A 15269-nucleotide genomic window follows, 5' to 3' on the forward strand; every position below is an offset into this window, starting at 1 on the left:
GCACCCACCCCTGTTCGCCGCCCGGCGTCGCCCCACCGGTCACGGCGGCCCCGGCCGTACCGACTTGGGGTTTCCCCTGTCCGGCCGGGAACCCCGGCCGGGCCGCGTTCGTCCAACCCGCACGCTGCCGGATGCGTCCGAGCGGTGCGGTGTCGGCCTCGCTGCTGGCTGCGATCGCTGACCACCCTCTCCGCCGCACCCCGGCCGGCAGCGCGCCGCCGTCGGTGCGCCCCCCCCTCCCAGCGCCGACGGCGGCCCCTCCGGCCTCCTCGCCCCGGCTTCGGGTGACTCCTGTGCGCTCCCTTGACTGGCAGAAACTTCCCGGATATTGGTGACTCCTTGGAAGTTTCCTTCAGCAGCTCTCCAGCGATTCCCCAGCGGATCACTCCGGAAGGAGCGCACGTGCACCACAGCAGCACGGCCGGACCGGGAAGCACCGCACAGCCCTCCAGACGTACCGTCCTCACCGCCACCGCGGTCGTCACCGCGGCCCTGGCGGCCGGTGGCGGCACCGCGTACGCCGACGCCCGCGGGCCCGACGACGACAAGCTCCGTGCCCTCATCTCCCGCATGACGCTCGAGGAGAAGGTCGGCCAGCTCTTCGTCACGCGGGTCTACGGCCACTCCGCCACCGCCCCCGACCAGGCCGACATCGACGCCAACCTCAAGGAGATCGGCGTCCGCACCGCGGCCGAGGCAATCGCCAAGTACCGGGTCGGCGGCATCATCTACTTCGCCTGGGCGCACAACACCCGCGACCCGCACCAGATCGCGGACCTGTCCAACGGCATCCAGAAGGCGTCCCTGGAGCTGCCGCGCGGCCTGCCGGTCCTCATCTCCACCGACCAGGAGTACGGGATCGTGGCTCGCGTGGGCGAACCGGCCACCCTGTTCCCCGGCGCGATGGCCGTGGGCGCCGGCGGATCGCGGTCCGACGCCCGCACGCTCGGCCGGATCGCGGGCGCCGAACTGCGCGCGATGGGCATCCGCCAGGACTACGCCCCCGTGGCCGACGTCAACGTCAATCCGGCCAACCCGGTGATCGGCGTCCGTTCCTTCGGCGCCGATCCGCAGGCAGTGGCGGGGATGGTCGCCGCCGAGGTGGCGGGATACCAGCGGTCCGGGGTCGCCGCGTGCGCCAAGCACTTCCCCGGGCACGGGGACACCGCCACCGACAGCCACACCGGTCTCCCGGTCATCACGCACAGCCGCGAGCAGTGGGAGAAGCTGGACGCGCCGCCCTTCCGCGCGGCCATCGAGGCCGGCATCGACGCGATCATGACCGCCCACCTCATGGTCCCCGCGCTGGACGGCTCCGGTGACCCGGCCACCCTCTCGCACCCCATCCTCACCGGCATCCTCCGCGAGGAGCTCGGCTACGACGGGGTCGTGGTCACCGACTCCCTCGGCATGGAGGGCGTACGGTCCAAGTACGGCGACGCACGCGTACCGGTGCTGGCGCTGAAGGCGGGCGTCGACCAGCTGCTCAACCCGCCGAACCTGGGCCTCGCCTGGAACGCCGTGCTGACGGCCGTACGCGAGGGTGAACTCACCGAGGCGCGGCTCGACGAATCGATCCTGCGCGTGCTGCGGCTGAAGGCGAAGCTGGGGCTGTTCCGCGACGCCTACACCAGCCGTCGGGACGTCGACCGCACCGTCGGCACCCGGACGCACCTGGCCGCGGCCGACCGGATCGCCGAGCGGACCACCACCGTGCTGGTCAACGAGGGGCGGCTGCTGCCGCTGTCCCGGTCCGAACACCGCAGGCTGCTCGTCGTCGGTGCCGACCCCGCCTCGCCGTCGGGCACGACCGGCCCGCCCACGGGCGTCCTCGCGGACGCGCTGACGAAACTGGGCTTCACGGCCACCGCCCTGTCCACGGGCACCGCGCCCTCCGCCGCCGTCATCGACCGCGCGGTCGCGGCGGCCGGGGACGCCGACGCGGTGGTCGTCGCCACCTACAACGTCACGGCGGGCAGCAGCCAGCGGACGCTCGTCACGCGGCTGCTGGCGACCGGGAAACCGGTGGTCGCGGTCGCCATCCGCAATCCGTACGACGTGGCCCAGCTCCCCGGCGTCCCCGCCTTCCTGGCGGCCTACTCCTGGACCGACGTCGAGGTGCGGGCGGCGGCCCGGGTGATCGCGGGGCGGGTACGGCCGCGCGGGAAGCTGCCGGTGCCGGTGGTGCGGGCGGACGATCCGGCGACGGTGCTCTTCCCCCTCGGGCACGGGCTGTCGTACCGGTCGTAGGACGTAGCGCGCCCTACGCCACGCGCCGGGGGCGCTTCCGTCACCCGAGCGCAATGCACCCCGCGCGTCTGGCGTGCGCCCGCCGCGGCGGGTCACGCTGGACCGGGGATCCGGGGGGACGGCGATGCGTGAGAGATGGGCCGCGGGGGCGCTCTGCGCGCTGTCGGCGCTGTGCGCCGCGACGCTGCTGACGGGCTGCCGCGGCCCGTCCGGGGCGGCGGACGGGGGCGGGGAGGGGCGGCTCGGCGGGCAGAGGGCGCCGGCCTCGACGACCGTCCGGCCGTCCGGGTACGGGGCGGTGTTCCTGGCGCTCGACGAGTGCAGCTCGTTCGGCACGGTCGGTTCCACCGAGGTGCCGTGCGACAGCGAGCGGGCGGCGGCGCGGGTCGTGGCCCGGGAGGACGGCCGGGCGGGCGACGGGCCGCCGTGCCCGGCGACCACCGACTTCGTCCTGCACATCAGCGAGCAGCGGCCCTCCGGCGACGAGGACGGCGACGGCGCCGTGCCGCGGGGCTACGCCTGCATGCGCAGGCTGCAACCCCCGCACCCCGGCGACCCCGGCGGCGGAGGCGGCCCGCGCACCATCGTCGGCGACTGCGTGCGCGACGCCGGGGACGGCAAGGTCCGCGAGGCCGCGTGCGACGGAAAGGGCGAGCGGAAGCCGCAGTTCAAGGTGGTCGAGGCGGTCACCGACCGGGCGGACTGCCCCGCCGCGACCGGACTGTACGTCCGCATCGGCGGCGAACGGCCGGTGGGCTGTGCCCGGCCGCTGTGAGCTTCTCAGCAGCGGCCGGGCACGCGTGCGGACGGAAGGACCGGCTGTCGGCCCGGTTACGGGCGCAGTGCCTGCTCGCGCTCCACGTCCCGCCGGTCCAGCTTGGCGTCGAACGACGCCAGCGGCCTGGCCGCCGCCGGGTTCTCCTGCACCTTGGCGGAGGCGACGCCCGCCCAGTCCAGGATGCGGGCCGTGGCGAGGGCCTTCTGCTCGGGCACCAGGCCGGCGACGTTGGCGCCGTGGTTCATGCCGGGCGCGGTGAGGACGTAGGAGTCCCGCGCGCCGCGGCCGAGGCGGAAGGGCTCGGCGCCCCACGGGTCGTTCTCGCCGTACACGAACAGCATCTGACGGGCGTTGTTCCTCACCCAGGTGTCGACGTCCCGCATCGCCCACGGCTCGAACGCCATCGGGATCGTCCGGGGCACGAAGTTGCGCGGCGGCTGGTAGCCGTAGCGGATGTACTTCCGCTCGATGTGCGGGAAGTGGATCGTGGGAGCGCCCAGCTGCGTACCCGCCTGGTAGTAGTACGGCGTGTAGGTCTCCAGGCCCTGGTCGGTGTAGGCGGAGAAGCCGGAGACGGTGTCGACGGAGTCCCAGATGACGTCGTCGGTGGCGTTCTCGGCGTCGGCCGGGATGCCGGCGCAGTCCTCCAGGGTGCTGTACTGCCAGAAGCCCCAGACGTAGTCGAGGACGACGGCCTCGTACGCGCGGTCCAGGCTGCCGATGGTGTCGAAGGTGTAGCCGTTCTCGGCCGCGTACGCCGCGTACTTCTTCTCCAGCGGTGCCCGGCGCACCAGTGCCTCGCGCTGCACCCCGTTCAGCCGGTCGCGGCACTCCTCGGTGCCGACCCGGGCGAAGAAGCGGTCGTAGGCCGAGTCCTCGCGGTTCACCACGTCGTTGGGGGCGACGTAGGCGACGACGCCGTCCATGTCACGCGGGTAGAACCGCTCGTAGTAGGTGGCGGTCATGCCGCCCTTGGAGCCGCCGGTGGAGATCCAGTTCTCGGGGTAGAGGGGCTTGAGCGCCTCGAAGATGCGGTGCTGGTCGCTGGCGGCCTGCCAGATGTCCAGCTTGGACCAGTCGGCCGGCGCGGGCCGGGACGGGGTGAAGTAGCGGTACTCCATGGAGACCTGGTTGCCGTCCACGATCTGGGTCGGCTCACGGCGGCTGGGGTTGGTGGAGACGTTGTAGCCGCCGGTGTAGAAGACCGTCGGGCGGGACACGTCCTTGTGCAGCACGGTGATCCGCTGCTGGAACGTGCCCTTGGACGGGCGCCGGTGGTCGACCGGCTGGGTGTAGTTGAGGACGAAGAAGCGGTAACCGGTGTACGGCTTCTCCTCGATGAGGCTCATGCCCGGTATGGACAGCAGCCGGTCCTTGATGTCGACGGCCTTCGGCTCGGCGGCGGTGGCCGCGCCCGCCGTGCTGACGGTACCCACGAGCACCACGAGCGCCAGCAGCCATCTGAGCGCCTTGCGCATGCACCCTCCCTGTGAAACAGATGTGCGCCGGAAGCTATCGGAGCGGGACACCCGCACACCAGGGGAGACGAGGAAATGGCCGCCGGGAGCGGCCGGGAGCAGCCGCGAGCAGCCGGGGGCGGCCCGGCGGCCGCTTCAGCAGAGGATCCAGCCGGAGCTGACCGAGCCCCGGGACACCGTGCCCCGCACCCACACGCAGCGTTTCCCGGCGTGCACGGTCACCGGCCCCGCCCGGTAGGCGTACTTCCCCGAGTCCACGACCGGCCGGCCGCCGCGCGCCTGCACACTGACGGACATCTGCCGCCTGGTGCCGGGCTTCTTGGGGAGGGTGACGGCACAGACGTAACCGCCGCGCTTGTAGACGAGGACGGAGCCGGTGGCGAACGGGAGCGTGCGGACCTTGCGGCCCGCGCAGGCCGTGGCGGCCTGCGCCTCCTGCGGCACGGCGACGGCGAGCAGCCCGGCCGCGGTCAGCACGGCCGTGCCGAGCGCCAGCCTCCGGCGTATTCCAGCGCCACCCTGGCCCACTGTGGTCCCCTCCGAACGGCGATCACTGACGTACGGATGTACGGACGCACGACACCTGCCGAATGGTTGCGCGAATGTCATCGCATCGCGCGGGCCGGCTCCTCCGGCTCGGCCGCCCCGATGAAGGTCCGCCACAGTCGCGCGTACCGTCCGTCGAGTGCCAGCAGCTCGTCGTGCGTGCCGTCCTCGACGACCCGCCCGTGGTCCATGACGACGACCCGGTCCGCGCGGGCGGCCGTGGTCAGCCGGTGGGCGACCACCAGGGTCGTACGGCGGCCGGCGAGCCGGTCGGTGGCCTGGTTGACCTGCGCCTCGGTGGCCAGGTCCAGGGCCGCCGTCGCCTCGTCGAGGAGCAGGACGTCCGGGTCGACCAGCTCGGCGCGGGCCAGCGCGATCAGCTGCCGCTGCCCGGCGGAGAGGTTGCGGCCGCGTTCGGCGACCTCGTGGAGGTAGCCGCCCTCCAGCGTCGCGATCATCTCGTGGGCGCCGACCGCGCGTGCCGCCGCCTCCACCTCGGCGTCGGTGGCGTCCGGGCGGCCGTAGGCGATGGCGTCCCGGACGGTGCCGGGGAAGAGGTAGGCCTCCTGCGGGACGACGCCCAGGCGGTGCCGGTAGGCGGTGAGGTCGAGGTCGCGCAGGTCCTGCCCGTCGGCGGTGACCCGCCCGCCCGTCGGGTCGTAGAACCGGGCCACCAGCTTCACCAGGGTCGACTTGCCCGCGCCGGTCTCGCCGACGAAGGCGACGGTCTGCCCGGCGGGGATGCGCAGGTCGATGCCGGTGAGCGCTTCCTCGTCGTCGCCGTATGTGAAGTGCACGTCCTCGAAGGCGATCTCACCGCGCAGGGACGTGACGTCGAGCGGCTTCTCGGGCGCCCGGGTGGAGGTCGGCTCCCGCAGCAGCTCCTGGATGCGCCCGAGGGAGACGGTCGCCTGCTGGTAGCCGTCGAAGACCTGGGAGAGCTGCTGCACCGGTGCGAAGAACAGGTCGATGTAGAGCAGGTACGCCACCAGCGCGCCGGTCGTCAGCGTCCCGTCGTCGATCCGCGCGCCGCCGACGATCAGCACGGCAGCGGCGGCGGCCGAGGACAGCAGCTGCACGAAGGGGAAGTAGACCGAGATCAGCCACTGCCCCCGGATGCGGGCCCGCCGGTAGCTGTCGCTGTGCTCGGCGAACCGCCGTCCCCCGTCGTGCTCGCGCCGGAACGCCTGCACGATCCGCAGTCCCGCCACCGATTCCTGGAGGTCGGCGTTGACGCCGGACACCCGTTCGCGGGCCAGTTCGTACGCCTTCACGCTGGCCCGGCGGAAGAAGTACGTCGCGATGACCAGCGGCGGCAGTGTCACGAAGACGACGAGCGCGAGCTGCACGTCGATCACCAGCAGGGCGGCCATGATGCCGAAGAAGGTGACGACCGAGACGAAGGCGGTGACGAGCCCCGTCTGCAGGAACGTCGACAGCGCGTCCACGTCCGTCGTCATCCGGGTCATGATCCGGCCGGTCAGCTCGCGCTCGTAGTAGTCGAGGCCGAGCCGCTGGAGCTGGGCGAAGATCTTCAGACGGAGCGAGTAGAGGATCCGCTCCCCGGTCCGGCCGGTCATGCGGATCTCGCCGCTCTGCGCCGCCCACTGGGCGAGCACGACGAGCAGGCCCAGCAGCGAGGCCGCCCAGACCGCGCCGAGGGCGGCCCGGGTGACGCCCTCGTCGATGCCGTGCCGGATCAGCACCGGGAGCAGCAGCCCCGTCCCGGCGTCGACGGCGACGAGGGCGAGGCTGATCAGCAGCGGTGCGCCGAAGCCGCGCAGCAGGCGGCGCAGGCCGTACGACTCCTCCGGCTGGACCGCCCGTGCCTCGTCGACGTCCGGGGTCCCGTCCGCCGGGGGCAGCGCGTCGACCTGGGCGAGGAGTTCCGGGGTGGCCGGGGTGCCGGCGAGGGCGGTGTCCTTCGGCGTGCGGTCGCCGGTCCACAGGCGTGGGGTGACCCCGCGCTCGGCGTCGAATTCGGCGTCCAGCTCGTCGCTCCCCCACTCTCGAACAAACTCGAGCGGGGGGACGCCCGTGGAGGTGTCCTCGGCGGGTGCCGCGGGCGGGGCGTGCCCCGGCGACATCCCTCCGAGCTCGTCGGGGTCGGTCAGCAGGCGCCGGTAGAGCGCGCAGCGCTCCTGGAGTTCCTCGTGGGTCCCGAGGTCGGCGAGACGGCCGCGGTCGAGGACGGCGATGCGGTCGGCGAGGCCGAGCGTGGAGCGGCGGTGGGCGATGAGCAGCGTCGTGCGGCCCCGCATGACCTCCTTCAGCGCCTCGTGGATCTCGTGCTCCACCCGGGCGTCCACGGCGGACGTGGCGTCGTCGAGGACCAGCAGCCTGGGGTCGGTGAGGATCGCGCGGGCGAGCGCGACGCGCTGGCGCTGGCCGCCGGAGAGGGTCAGGCCGTGCTCGCCGACGGTGGTCCCGTAGCCGTCGGGCAGCTCGCTGATGAACCCGTGGGCCTGTGCGGCCCGCGCGGCGGCCTCGATCTCCTCGTCGGTGGCGTCCGGACGGCCGTAGGCGATGTTGGCGCGCACGGTGTCGGAGAAGAGGAAGGAGTCCTCGGGCACGAGCCCGATCGCGGCCCGCAGCGAGTCGAGGGTCAGCTCGCGCACGTCGTGCCCGCCGACGAGGACGGCGCCGCGCGTCACGTCGTAGAAGCGCGGCAGGAGCAGCGAGACCGTGGACTTGCCGGAGCCGGAGGAACCGACGACGGCCAGCGTCTCGCCGGGGCGGATCTCGAACGAGAGGCCGTCGAGGACGGGTGTGCCCTTCCCGGAGTCCGAGTCGTAGCCGAAGGCGACGTCGTCGAACTCGACGGTGGCGGGCGCGTCCGCGGGGAGGGTCTTGCGGCCGTCCTCGATCGAGGGTTCGGTGTCGATCAGCTCCAGGACGCGTTCGGTGCCGGCGCGGGCCTGCTGGGCGACGGTGAGGACCATGGCCAGCATGCGGACCGGGCCGACGAGCTGGGCGAGGTAGGTGGAGAAGGCGACGAAGGTGCCGAGCGTGATGTTCCCCCGTACGGCCAGCCAGCCGCCGAGGGCGAGCATGGCGACCTGGCCGAGGGCGGGCACGGCCTGGAGGGCCGGGGTGTAGGTGGCGTTCAGCCGGATCGTCCGCAGCCGCCCGGCGAAGAGCCTGCGCCCGACCTCCTTCAGCTTGCCGGTCTCCTGCTCCTCCTGCCCGAAGCCCTTCACCACGCGTACGCCGCTCACCGAGCCGTCGACGACGCCGGCGACGGCGGCGGCCTGGGCCTGGGCGTACCAGGTGGCGGGGTGCAGGCGGGTGCGGCTGCGCCGGGCGATGAACCACAGGGCGGGCGCGACGGCGAGCGCGACGAGCGTCAGCGGGGGCGACAGCCACGCCATGATGACCAGGGAGATCAGGAAGAGCAGGCCGTTCCCGATGGTCATCGGGAGCATGAACAGCAGGCTCTGGATCAGCTGGAGGTCACTGGTCGCCCGCCCGACGACCTGCCCCGTGGACAGCTCGTCCTGCCGCCGCCCGTCGAGCCGGGTGATGGTCCCGTACATGTCGGTGCGCAGATCGTGCTGGACGTCGAGGGCGAGTCGGCCGCCGTAGTAGCGGCGGATGTAGGTCAGGACGTACACGACGACGGCGGCGGCTATCAGGAGGCCGGCCCACACGGCCATGTCCCTGGTCTTGTCGCCGATCACGTCGTCGATGATCACCTTGGTGATCAGTGGGACCAGGGCCATGACGGCCATGCCGCCCAGCGAGGCGCCAAGGGCGAGGACGACGTCCTTGGGATAGCGCCAGGCGTAGCCCGCCAGTCGTCGTGCCCATCCCCGTTGCGCGTCCACGCCGTGCCCTCCGGTCGGTCGTCCTGCTCACCTGATCTACCGGAAGGCACCAACACGTGCGAGCGGGGATTTCATCCCGCGGCAACGATTCAGGCGCGCACGCGGAGCCGGAGGAAGCGGGTCGTCTGTACGGCGTTCTGGTTGTCGTCGCTGACGATCAGGACGTCCAGGCGGCCCTTGCTCCGGCCGGTGACGGCCATCCCCTCGAAGTTGTCGAGGAGCGGATTCGGCTGGGGCTGCCTGGCGGTCGCGCCGAGGGAGGGGCAGGCGGCGAGGTCGGCGAGGAGGCTCTTGCCGAGCGTGGCACCGTGCCGGTCGGCCAGGTACAGCCGGATGGTGTTGCCGACGCCGGTGGTGAAGCCGCGCTCCAGGACGAGGAGGCGACCGTCGGGGGTCGCGGTGACCTCGGAGACGCCGAGGCCGGGGTCGGTCCGGTAGGTGTACTGGGCGCCGAGCCGGAAGGGGCCGTGCCCCGTGCGCTGCCAGGTCTGGAAGCGGACCAGGTCGGCGGGGTCGCCGGCGAGCGGGTACTCCATGGAGGCGAGCAGGGTCCGGCCGCCGGGGAGGAGCGTCAGCCCCTCGAAGCTGCCGTTCGCCCGGCCCCGGCCCTCGGGGGCGGTCCGCAGGTCGTCCGGCACGGGCAGGCGGCCGAGGATGTCGCCGGTGCGGGAGTAGCGGCGGACGGACGGCTCGGTCTCGGAGGAGACGAGGTACGTGCCGTCGCGGTCGACGACCAGTCCCTCGGCGTCGAGAGCGGCGCCGCTCTCGTCGGCGAGCGTGGTCACGTCCCGCGGCTCCAGGGTGCGCGCGTCCAGCCGGAAGAGGGACGAGCGGTCGGAGAGGGCGGCCAGGGAGCCGCGCCGGTCGGGGGCGAGGGCGGAGAGGTTGCCGACGTAGGTGTCGCCGTGGGTGGTCTTGTCGAGGGCGTCGGAGTAGCCGGTGAGGGAGACGGCGGGCGAGCAGTCGTTCCTCGGCGGCTTCGCCTGCGCGGCGGCCGGTCCGGCGGCGGTCAGGCAGCCGGCCGCCGCGAGGCCTGCGGTGACGGTGGCGAGGACGGTGCGGAGGGTTCTCGGGCGCATGGGCGTCACCCTAGGGCGCGGGGGTGGCCGGAAGTTGGCCGCTTTTCGAAGGACGGGGTGCGCAGCGGGGTTCAAGGAGACCGGGATGGCAAGTAATGAGCCATGCCGGAGCAGAAGGAAAGCGGTCAGAGGCTGGCCGGGCGGTTGTACGCGACGCTGCGGGTTCTGAAGTTCATCGCGGACTCCCGCAGCGCCAAGCCGACCCTCCAGGACGAGTTCAAGGACAAGGACAGCCCGCGCCAGCGGATCCAGGCCCTGAAGCTGGACCTCTTCGAGGACCTGGTGACCGCTGTCCAGAAGGGCCGGCACGCGGAGGCGATGGCCGAGGTGTTCCGCGCGATGCCCGCCGTGGTGCCCCTGAAGCAGGGCGCCCTCAAGGACAACCTCGGCAAGCCCGAACTGGCCGAGTTCAACGCCGGATACCGGGCCCAACTCACGACACTCAAGGAGACGGTGCCCGAACTGTTCGACTGACCCGCCTCGTTCACCGCAACCGCAGGCCTCTGCTCTCCGCGACGCGGTGCACGTCCCTCAGCGCCTCGCACATCCGGGACAGGCAGAAGCGGAGCTGCTCGGGCGTCGCCCGCGCGTCGGCGAGCAGGTCGGCGGCGTGCTCCAGCAGGTCCTCGGCCATGGCCAGTTGGGTGGTCTCCATGACGTCGGCGAGCCGGGACAGCCGTCCGCCGCCGTCGGTCAGCAGGTAGCAGGGCTTGCCCTCGGAGCCCACCCAGGGCAGCAGCCGCGCCGGGCGCGTGCCGTCGCTCACCGGGCCGCCTCCACGCCGTGGAGCACGCGCGGCCCGAGGTCGACGCCGTGCACCGCGACCCACAGCGCCCGGCGCCGGACCCGCTGGCGCCGGGCCTCCTCGCGCCGCTCGTGGGCCAGCAGGTAGGGGCGTACGAGGGCGTTGTCCTCACCGCGCAGGGCGGGCATGCCGGTGCGGTGGACGGTGACGTCCGCGAGGTACGGGGGTGCGGGGGGCGTCGTCGCGGGACGACGTCGTCGGCGCCGTCGGCCCGACCCCGGCAGGAGCAGGTCGAGCAGAAGCAGGGGCAGCCCGGCGAAGCGGGCGGTACGGTGACGCATGTCGTCGACTCCGTAGCGATCGGTGACCATGCCCCCGGACCGGTGCGACGGTCGCGGGGGTCTCGCTTTCCGTAGCGATCCGCGTACAGAGTGAGACGGCCGGAGCTAGGCTCGCCAGAGGTACGGATGTGACAACGCCTTTGTCACACGGGAGTCGAACGGATGAGCAACATCTACGGCGACTGGCTCAAGCAGCAGCGTGAGGCGGCCGACCTGACGCAGCAGCAGCTGGCCGACATGGCCATCATGACGCGGTCGCACATCGCCCACATCGAGGCGGGGCGCCGGGTGCCGTCGAAGGACGACGCGCGACGACTGGACCGGGCCCTGAACACGGGGGATGTGCTGAGCAGCTTCCTTCCGAAGGACGAGGCCGCGGTTGCGGACTACTTCGAGGCAGCGCGGCTGCTGGAGGCGCAGGCGGTGGCAATCCGGGAGTCAGCCGTGACATTCATCCCCGGCCTCCTGCAGACGGAGGGGTACGCACGTGCTGTTCTCGGTACCACGTACCCTCCGTTGACGGCCGAAGAATGTGACAGGCGCCTTGTCACACGCCTCGAACGGGGAAAGCTCCTCGACGATCCGGCCACTCCCGTCTTCTGGGGGCTGCTGGACGAGGCACTGCTGCACCGCGTGGTCGGTGACCGGCAGGTAATGGCGGACCAACTCACGCATCTTTCCCGGCTCGTGGAGAGCGGCCGTGTCCGGGTGCATGTGATGCCCCACCGACAAGGTGCCTATCCGGTGATGCAGAGCATGCTGAGTCTGCTGTGGTTCGAGGACCAGCCCCCCGTGGCGTACTCGGAGGGGATCCACGTCGCCAAGATCCACGACAGTCCAGCCGTCGTCGAGCGTTTGCAGGGCGCCTACTATCACGCGTTGAGCGATGCACTGTCACTACGTGAATCGCTTGCCCTGCTCAAGTCGACGGCGAAGGACTACAAGGACGATGCCTGAGAACATTGCGAACGCGGCCGACCTCGTAGGCTGGCGCAAGTCCACGTACAGCGGCAACGAGGCAGGCAGCTGTCTGGAGGTGATGGACGGGCATCCTTCTGGGATACCCGTGCGGGACTCGAAGGTGCCGGGGGGGCCGGCGCTGGTGTTCTCGGTGGTCGGCTGGACGGCGTTCATCACCGCCCTCAAGGAAGCCCCCACCCCCTCAAAAGCGTGAACACCACCCCCCTCCCTGTCATCCACTCGCTCATTTGAGTGGCCCCATGACAGAACCCCCCCAAGTGCTCACGCTTTTTCGACGATAGGGCCATGAGCCCCGCCCCTTGGCACGACCGCAACCCTCTCGGCACAGGGCATGTGATCAGAACCGTCCGCACTCTCATGCGCACCGATGGTCTGGACGTGTCCGTGACCGACATCGCCCGCGCTTGCGGAGTCTCGCGCAACTACCTCTACACGAGCTGGAAGACCGTCTCCGCACTGCATCTGCGCGCACTGACGGTCGAACTCGCCCAAGCCTTCGACGCCGCACACCGCACCCGTCCGAGCGACGGCACCGTCGAGGGGATCACCGGGCACCTCTGCCAGGTCGTACGCACCGTCCGGCGCCACCCGACGACGGCGGCCGTCGCCCGCACCTCACCCACGGCGCTGGCGACGGCGCACGTCACGACCGACGGCCCGCTGGTGCGGGTCGTGACGGAGTACGTCGGCGACCTGCTGCACCCGCTCGCGCCGAGCGGCGGGATCTGGAGCGACCCCGTGCTGCACTCCCGGCCGTGGAAGATCCTGTGGATCGCCCGTCCCGCGGCCCTCTGCCCCGAGGCCGTCGGCGACCAGGAGCGGGAGGACACCCTGGACGCGGCCTTCACCGAGCTGCTGCGCGACCTGCTCACCCCGTGGGCGGTCGCGGCGGAGTAGCCCCGCCCGGGATTCACAGCTCGTCCCCAGGCGGACGACAGCCCGTGCCCATCGACCGTGGACACGGTGGCGTGGTGACATCTGCCACCGCTCCCCTGCACGCGGCCACCGAGCCGCCCGCCCCTTCCCCCACGGCCGACACGCCCCGGTGGTCGCGGCCCGCTCTGCCGGCGATCCTCGTCCTGGCAGCCGGGCTGTACGCCTGGAACCTGTCCGGGGCCGGCCTGAACACCTTCTACAGCGCCGCCGTGCTCAGCGGCACCGAGAGCTGGAAGGCATGGTTCTTCGGTTCGCTGGACGCGGGGAACTTCCTGACCGTCGACAAGCCGCCCCTGGCACTGATGGTCATGGGCCTGTCCTGCCGCGTCTTCGGATACGGCACCTGGCAGATGATGCTGCCGCTGATCGGGGCCGCACTGGCGACGATCTGGATCCTGCACGCCTCGGTGAAGCGGGTGTGGGGCCACGGCGCGGCGGCACTCGCCGCGCTGGTGCTGGCGCTGACCCCGATCACGGTCGCCATCAACCGGGACAACAACCCCGACACCCTGCTGGTGTTCCTGATGGTGGGCGGGGCGGCGCTCGGCCTGCGCGCGGTCCGCGACGGGCGGCTGCTGCCCCTGCTGGGCTCGGCGGCCTGCTTCGGGCTCGCCTTCAACACCAAGATGCTCCAGGGCTACATCGCGCTCCCGGCGCTCTTCGTCGTGTACGTCTACGCGACGGACCTCGGCTGGACCAAGCGGGTCAGGAACCTGGTGCTCGCCGCCGTCGCCCTCGCCGTCTCCAGTTTCTGGTGGGCGGCGGCGGTGTCCCTGGTGCCCGCCTCCGAACGGCCGTACATCGGCGGTTCGACGGACGGCACGGCCTGGGACCTGATCACGGGCTACAACGGACTCGGCCGGATCTTCGGCGGCGACGGCAACATGGGCGGCGGCGGAGGCGGCGGCTTCTCGGGCGCGGCGGGCATCGGCCGGATGTTCAACGACGTCCTCGGCGGCCAGATCTCCTGGCTGCTCCCCTTCGCGGGCATCGCGCTCGTCGGCGGCCTGGCGCTGTGCGGCCGGGCACCCCGCACCGACCTCACACGCGCCGCGCTGCTGTTGTGGGGCGGCTGGACGGTCCTGCACTACCTGACGTTCAGCATGGCCGAGGGCACCATGCACCCGTACTACACGACCGCCCTCGCGCCGGGCATCGCGGCGCTGTGCGGAGGCGGCGGCGTCATGCTGCTGCGGGCCTTCCGCACCGACCGACGGTGGGCGTGGGTGCTGCCCCTGGCCCTCGGCGTCACCGGGGTCTGGGCGATCGTGCTGCTGCGCCGCGCGTCCGGCTGGAACACCTGGCTGTGGCCCGCGATCGCGGTGGTCACGGCGCTGGCCGTCGCGGGGCTGCTGGTCTTCCGTTCGGGGCGCCGGACGCGACTGCTCGCGGTGTCCGTGACCGCGGCCGTCGTCGCCGGGGTCGCGGGGCCGGCGGCGTACGCGTGGTCGGTGCCGTCCGGCTCGGGCGGCGGCATGGGCGGGACCAACCCGACCGCCGGTCCTTCCACGGGCGGCGGCACGGGCGGCCCGGGCGGAGGAGACGACGGCGGCCGGGGCGGGACCCCGGGCGGCGGGGGTGGCGAGGCGCCCGGCGGGCAACCACAAGGCGCCCGGAACGGCCCGGACGGCGGTGCGAACGGCCAGGCTCCCGGCGACGCCGGGGAAGCGGGCGGCACATCCCCTCGGAACGGCCCGGCAGCGAACGGCGGCACGGGCGCGAACGGCGGCGCGGGCGAACGACCCGGCGGTACCGGCGGCTTCGGCGGCGGCGGTATGGGCGGCGGCGGTATGGGCGGAGCGAGCAGCGAACTGATCGCCTACCTCAAGAAGCACCAGGACGGCGCCACATGGCTGCTGGCGGTGTCCAGTTCGCAGAGCGCCGCGCAGCTCATCCTCGGCAGCGGCGAACCGGTCATCTCCATGTGGGGCTGGTCCGGCAGCGACGACGCGATGACCCTCACCCGGCTCAAGGAACTGGTCGGCAAGGGCGAGTTGCACTACGTCCAGGTCGGCGGCCAGGGCATGGGCGGTGCCATGGGCGGCGGCTCCGGAGCCAGCGCCGAGGTCACCCAGTGGGTGCGGGAACACGGTACGGCCGTCGAGGAGGACGAGTACGGCGCCTCCTCCTCGTCCTCCTCGACGGCCTCGTCCCCCTCGACCGACAGCACGTCGTCCGTCTACCGCTTGGACCCCTCGGACGTGAACTGACTTCCGGCACACCCGTCACCGCGGTCCCCGACACCACGATCGGGGGCCGTAAGTCACCGGATCGACACATTCCGTACACCCCACCTCCTACATGTCCA

At 72.2% G+C, this 15269-nt stretch carries 13 protein-coding genes; 7 read left to right on the plus strand and 6 right to left on the minus strand.

Annotated features, from left to right (window positions below; translation table 11 throughout):
- Window positions 1-402: 402 nt before the first annotated feature.
- Both KUM32_RS23705 and KUM32_RS23710 read left to right on the plus strand, forming a co-directional pair.
- Window positions 403-2250, plus strand: coding sequence for a glycoside hydrolase family 3 protein (locus tag KUM32_RS23705; protein WP_217143959.1), 1848 nt, complete (start codon window positions 403-405; stop codon window positions 2248-2250).
- Between the two features lie 124 nt (window positions 2251-2374).
- Window positions 2375-3025, plus strand: a complete 651-nt coding sequence (locus KUM32_RS23710; RefSeq protein WP_217143960.1) for a hypothetical protein — start codon at window positions 2375-2377, stop codon at window positions 3023-3025.
- Between the two features lie 56 nt (window positions 3026-3081).
- On the opposite strand, the gene KUM32_RS23715 is transcribed toward KUM32_RS23710, so the two are convergent.
- From KUM32_RS23715 to KUM32_RS23730, 4 genes are all read right to left on the minus strand, one after another.
- Entirely contained in the window at window positions 3082-4506 is a 1425-nt protein-coding gene (locus KUM32_RS23715) for a S28 family serine protease (RefSeq protein WP_217143961.1), read from the minus strand.
- 135 nt (window positions 4507-4641) lie between these two features.
- Window positions 4642-4983, minus strand: coding sequence for a hypothetical protein (locus tag KUM32_RS23720; protein ID WP_308408707.1), 342 nt, complete (start codon window positions 4981-4983; stop codon window positions 4642-4644).
- 128 nt (window positions 4984-5111) lie between these two features.
- Window positions 5112-8879: an ABC transporter ATP-binding protein gene (locus KUM32_RS23725; RefSeq protein ID WP_217143963.1), complete on the minus strand. Its 3768-nt coding sequence runs from the start codon at window positions 8877-8879 to the stop codon at window positions 5112-5114.
- An 89-nt stretch (window positions 8880-8968) separates the two neighbouring features.
- Window positions 8969-9958 (minus strand): esterase-like activity of phytase family protein, encoded by a 990-nt coding sequence (locus KUM32_RS23730; protein ID WP_217143964.1) that lies wholly within the window; start codon window positions 9956-9958, stop codon window positions 8969-8971.
- A gap of 102 nt (window positions 9959-10060) precedes the next feature.
- On the opposite strand from KUM32_RS23730, the gene KUM32_RS23735 reads away from it, so the two are divergent.
- Window positions 10061-10432, plus strand: coding sequence for a hypothetical protein (locus KUM32_RS23735; RefSeq protein WP_217143965.1), 372 nt, complete (start codon window positions 10061-10063; stop codon window positions 10430-10432).
- Between the two features lie 10 nt (window positions 10433-10442).
- On the opposite strand, the gene KUM32_RS23740 is transcribed toward KUM32_RS23735, so the two are convergent.
- Window positions 10443-10724: a hypothetical protein gene (locus tag KUM32_RS23740; RefSeq protein ID WP_217143966.1), complete on the minus strand. Its 282-nt coding sequence runs from the start codon at window positions 10722-10724 to the stop codon at window positions 10443-10445.
- On the minus strand, window positions 10721-11044 hold the full coding sequence (locus tag KUM32_RS23745; RefSeq protein ID WP_217144097.1) for a hypothetical protein: 324 nt from the start codon (window positions 11042-11044) through the stop codon (window positions 10721-10723). Before KUM32_RS23745 ends, KUM32_RS23740 begins: the two co-directional genes overlap by 4 nt.
- Before the next feature lie 162 nt (window positions 11045-11206).
- On the opposite strand from KUM32_RS23745, the gene KUM32_RS23750 reads away from it, so the two are divergent.
- The 4 genes from KUM32_RS23750 to KUM32_RS23765 all read left to right on the plus strand — a co-directional run bounded on the left by KUM32_RS23750 (window position 11207) and on the right by KUM32_RS23765 (window position 15171).
- Window positions 11207-12001 carry a helix-turn-helix transcriptional regulator gene (locus KUM32_RS23750; protein WP_217143967.1) on the plus strand — a complete coding sequence of 265 codons (795 nt, stop codon included), beginning with the start codon at window positions 11207-11209 and terminating at the stop codon, window positions 11999-12001.
- Window positions 11994-12218 carry a DUF397 domain-containing protein gene (locus KUM32_RS23755; RefSeq protein ID WP_217143968.1) on the plus strand — a complete coding sequence of 75 codons (225 nt, stop codon included), beginning with the start codon at window positions 11994-11996 and terminating at the stop codon, window positions 12216-12218. The genes KUM32_RS23750 and KUM32_RS23755 overlap by 8 nt, the downstream gene beginning before the upstream one ends.
- A 164-nt stretch (window positions 12219-12382) precedes the next feature.
- On the plus strand, window positions 12383-12922 hold the full coding sequence (locus tag KUM32_RS23760) for a hypothetical protein (protein ID WP_254406029.1): 540 nt from the start codon (window positions 12383-12385) through the stop codon (window positions 12920-12922).
- A 74-nt stretch (window positions 12923-12996) separates the two neighbouring features.
- Window positions 12997-15171, plus strand: a complete 2175-nt coding sequence (locus tag KUM32_RS23765; protein WP_217143970.1) for a glycosyltransferase family 39 protein — start codon at window positions 12997-12999, stop codon at window positions 15169-15171.
- Window positions 15172-15269 lie beyond the last annotated feature (98 nt).

Source organism: Streptomyces sp. AC627_RSS907 (genome assembly GCF_019049165.1).

Bases quoted from the DNA above. Each gene is read 5' to 3' on its own strand.
- KUM32_RS23750 (WP_217143967.1), top strand. From the start codon at position 11,207: ATGAGCAACATCTACGGCGACTGGCTCAAGCAGCAGCGTGAGGCGGCC.
- KUM32_RS23735 (WP_217143965.1), top strand. From the start codon at position 10,061: ATGCCGGAGCAGAAGGAAAGCGGTCAGAGGCTGGCCGGGCGGTTGTAC.
- KUM32_RS23760 (WP_254406029.1), top strand. From the start codon at position 12,383: ATGCGCACCGATGGTCTGGACGTGTCCGTGACCGACATCGCCCGCGCT.
- KUM32_RS23755 (WP_217143968.1), top strand. From the start codon at position 11,994: ATGCCTGAGAACATTGCGAACGCGGCCGACCTCGTAGGCTGGCGCAAG.
- KUM32_RS23730 (WP_217143964.1), bottom strand. From the start codon at position 9,958: ATGCGCCCGAGAACCCTCCGCACCGTCCTCGCCACCGTCACCGCAGGC.
- KUM32_RS23715 (WP_217143961.1), bottom strand. From the start codon at position 4,506: ATGCGCAAGGCGCTCAGATGGCTGCTGGCGCTCGTGGTGCTCGTGGGT.
- KUM32_RS23710 (WP_217143960.1), top strand. From the start codon at position 2,375: ATGCGTGAGAGATGGGCCGCGGGGGCGCTCTGCGCGCTGTCGGCGCTG.
- KUM32_RS23745 (WP_217144097.1), bottom strand. From the start codon at position 11,044: ATGCGTCACCGTACCGCCCGCTTCGCCGGGCTGCCCCTGCTTCTGCTC.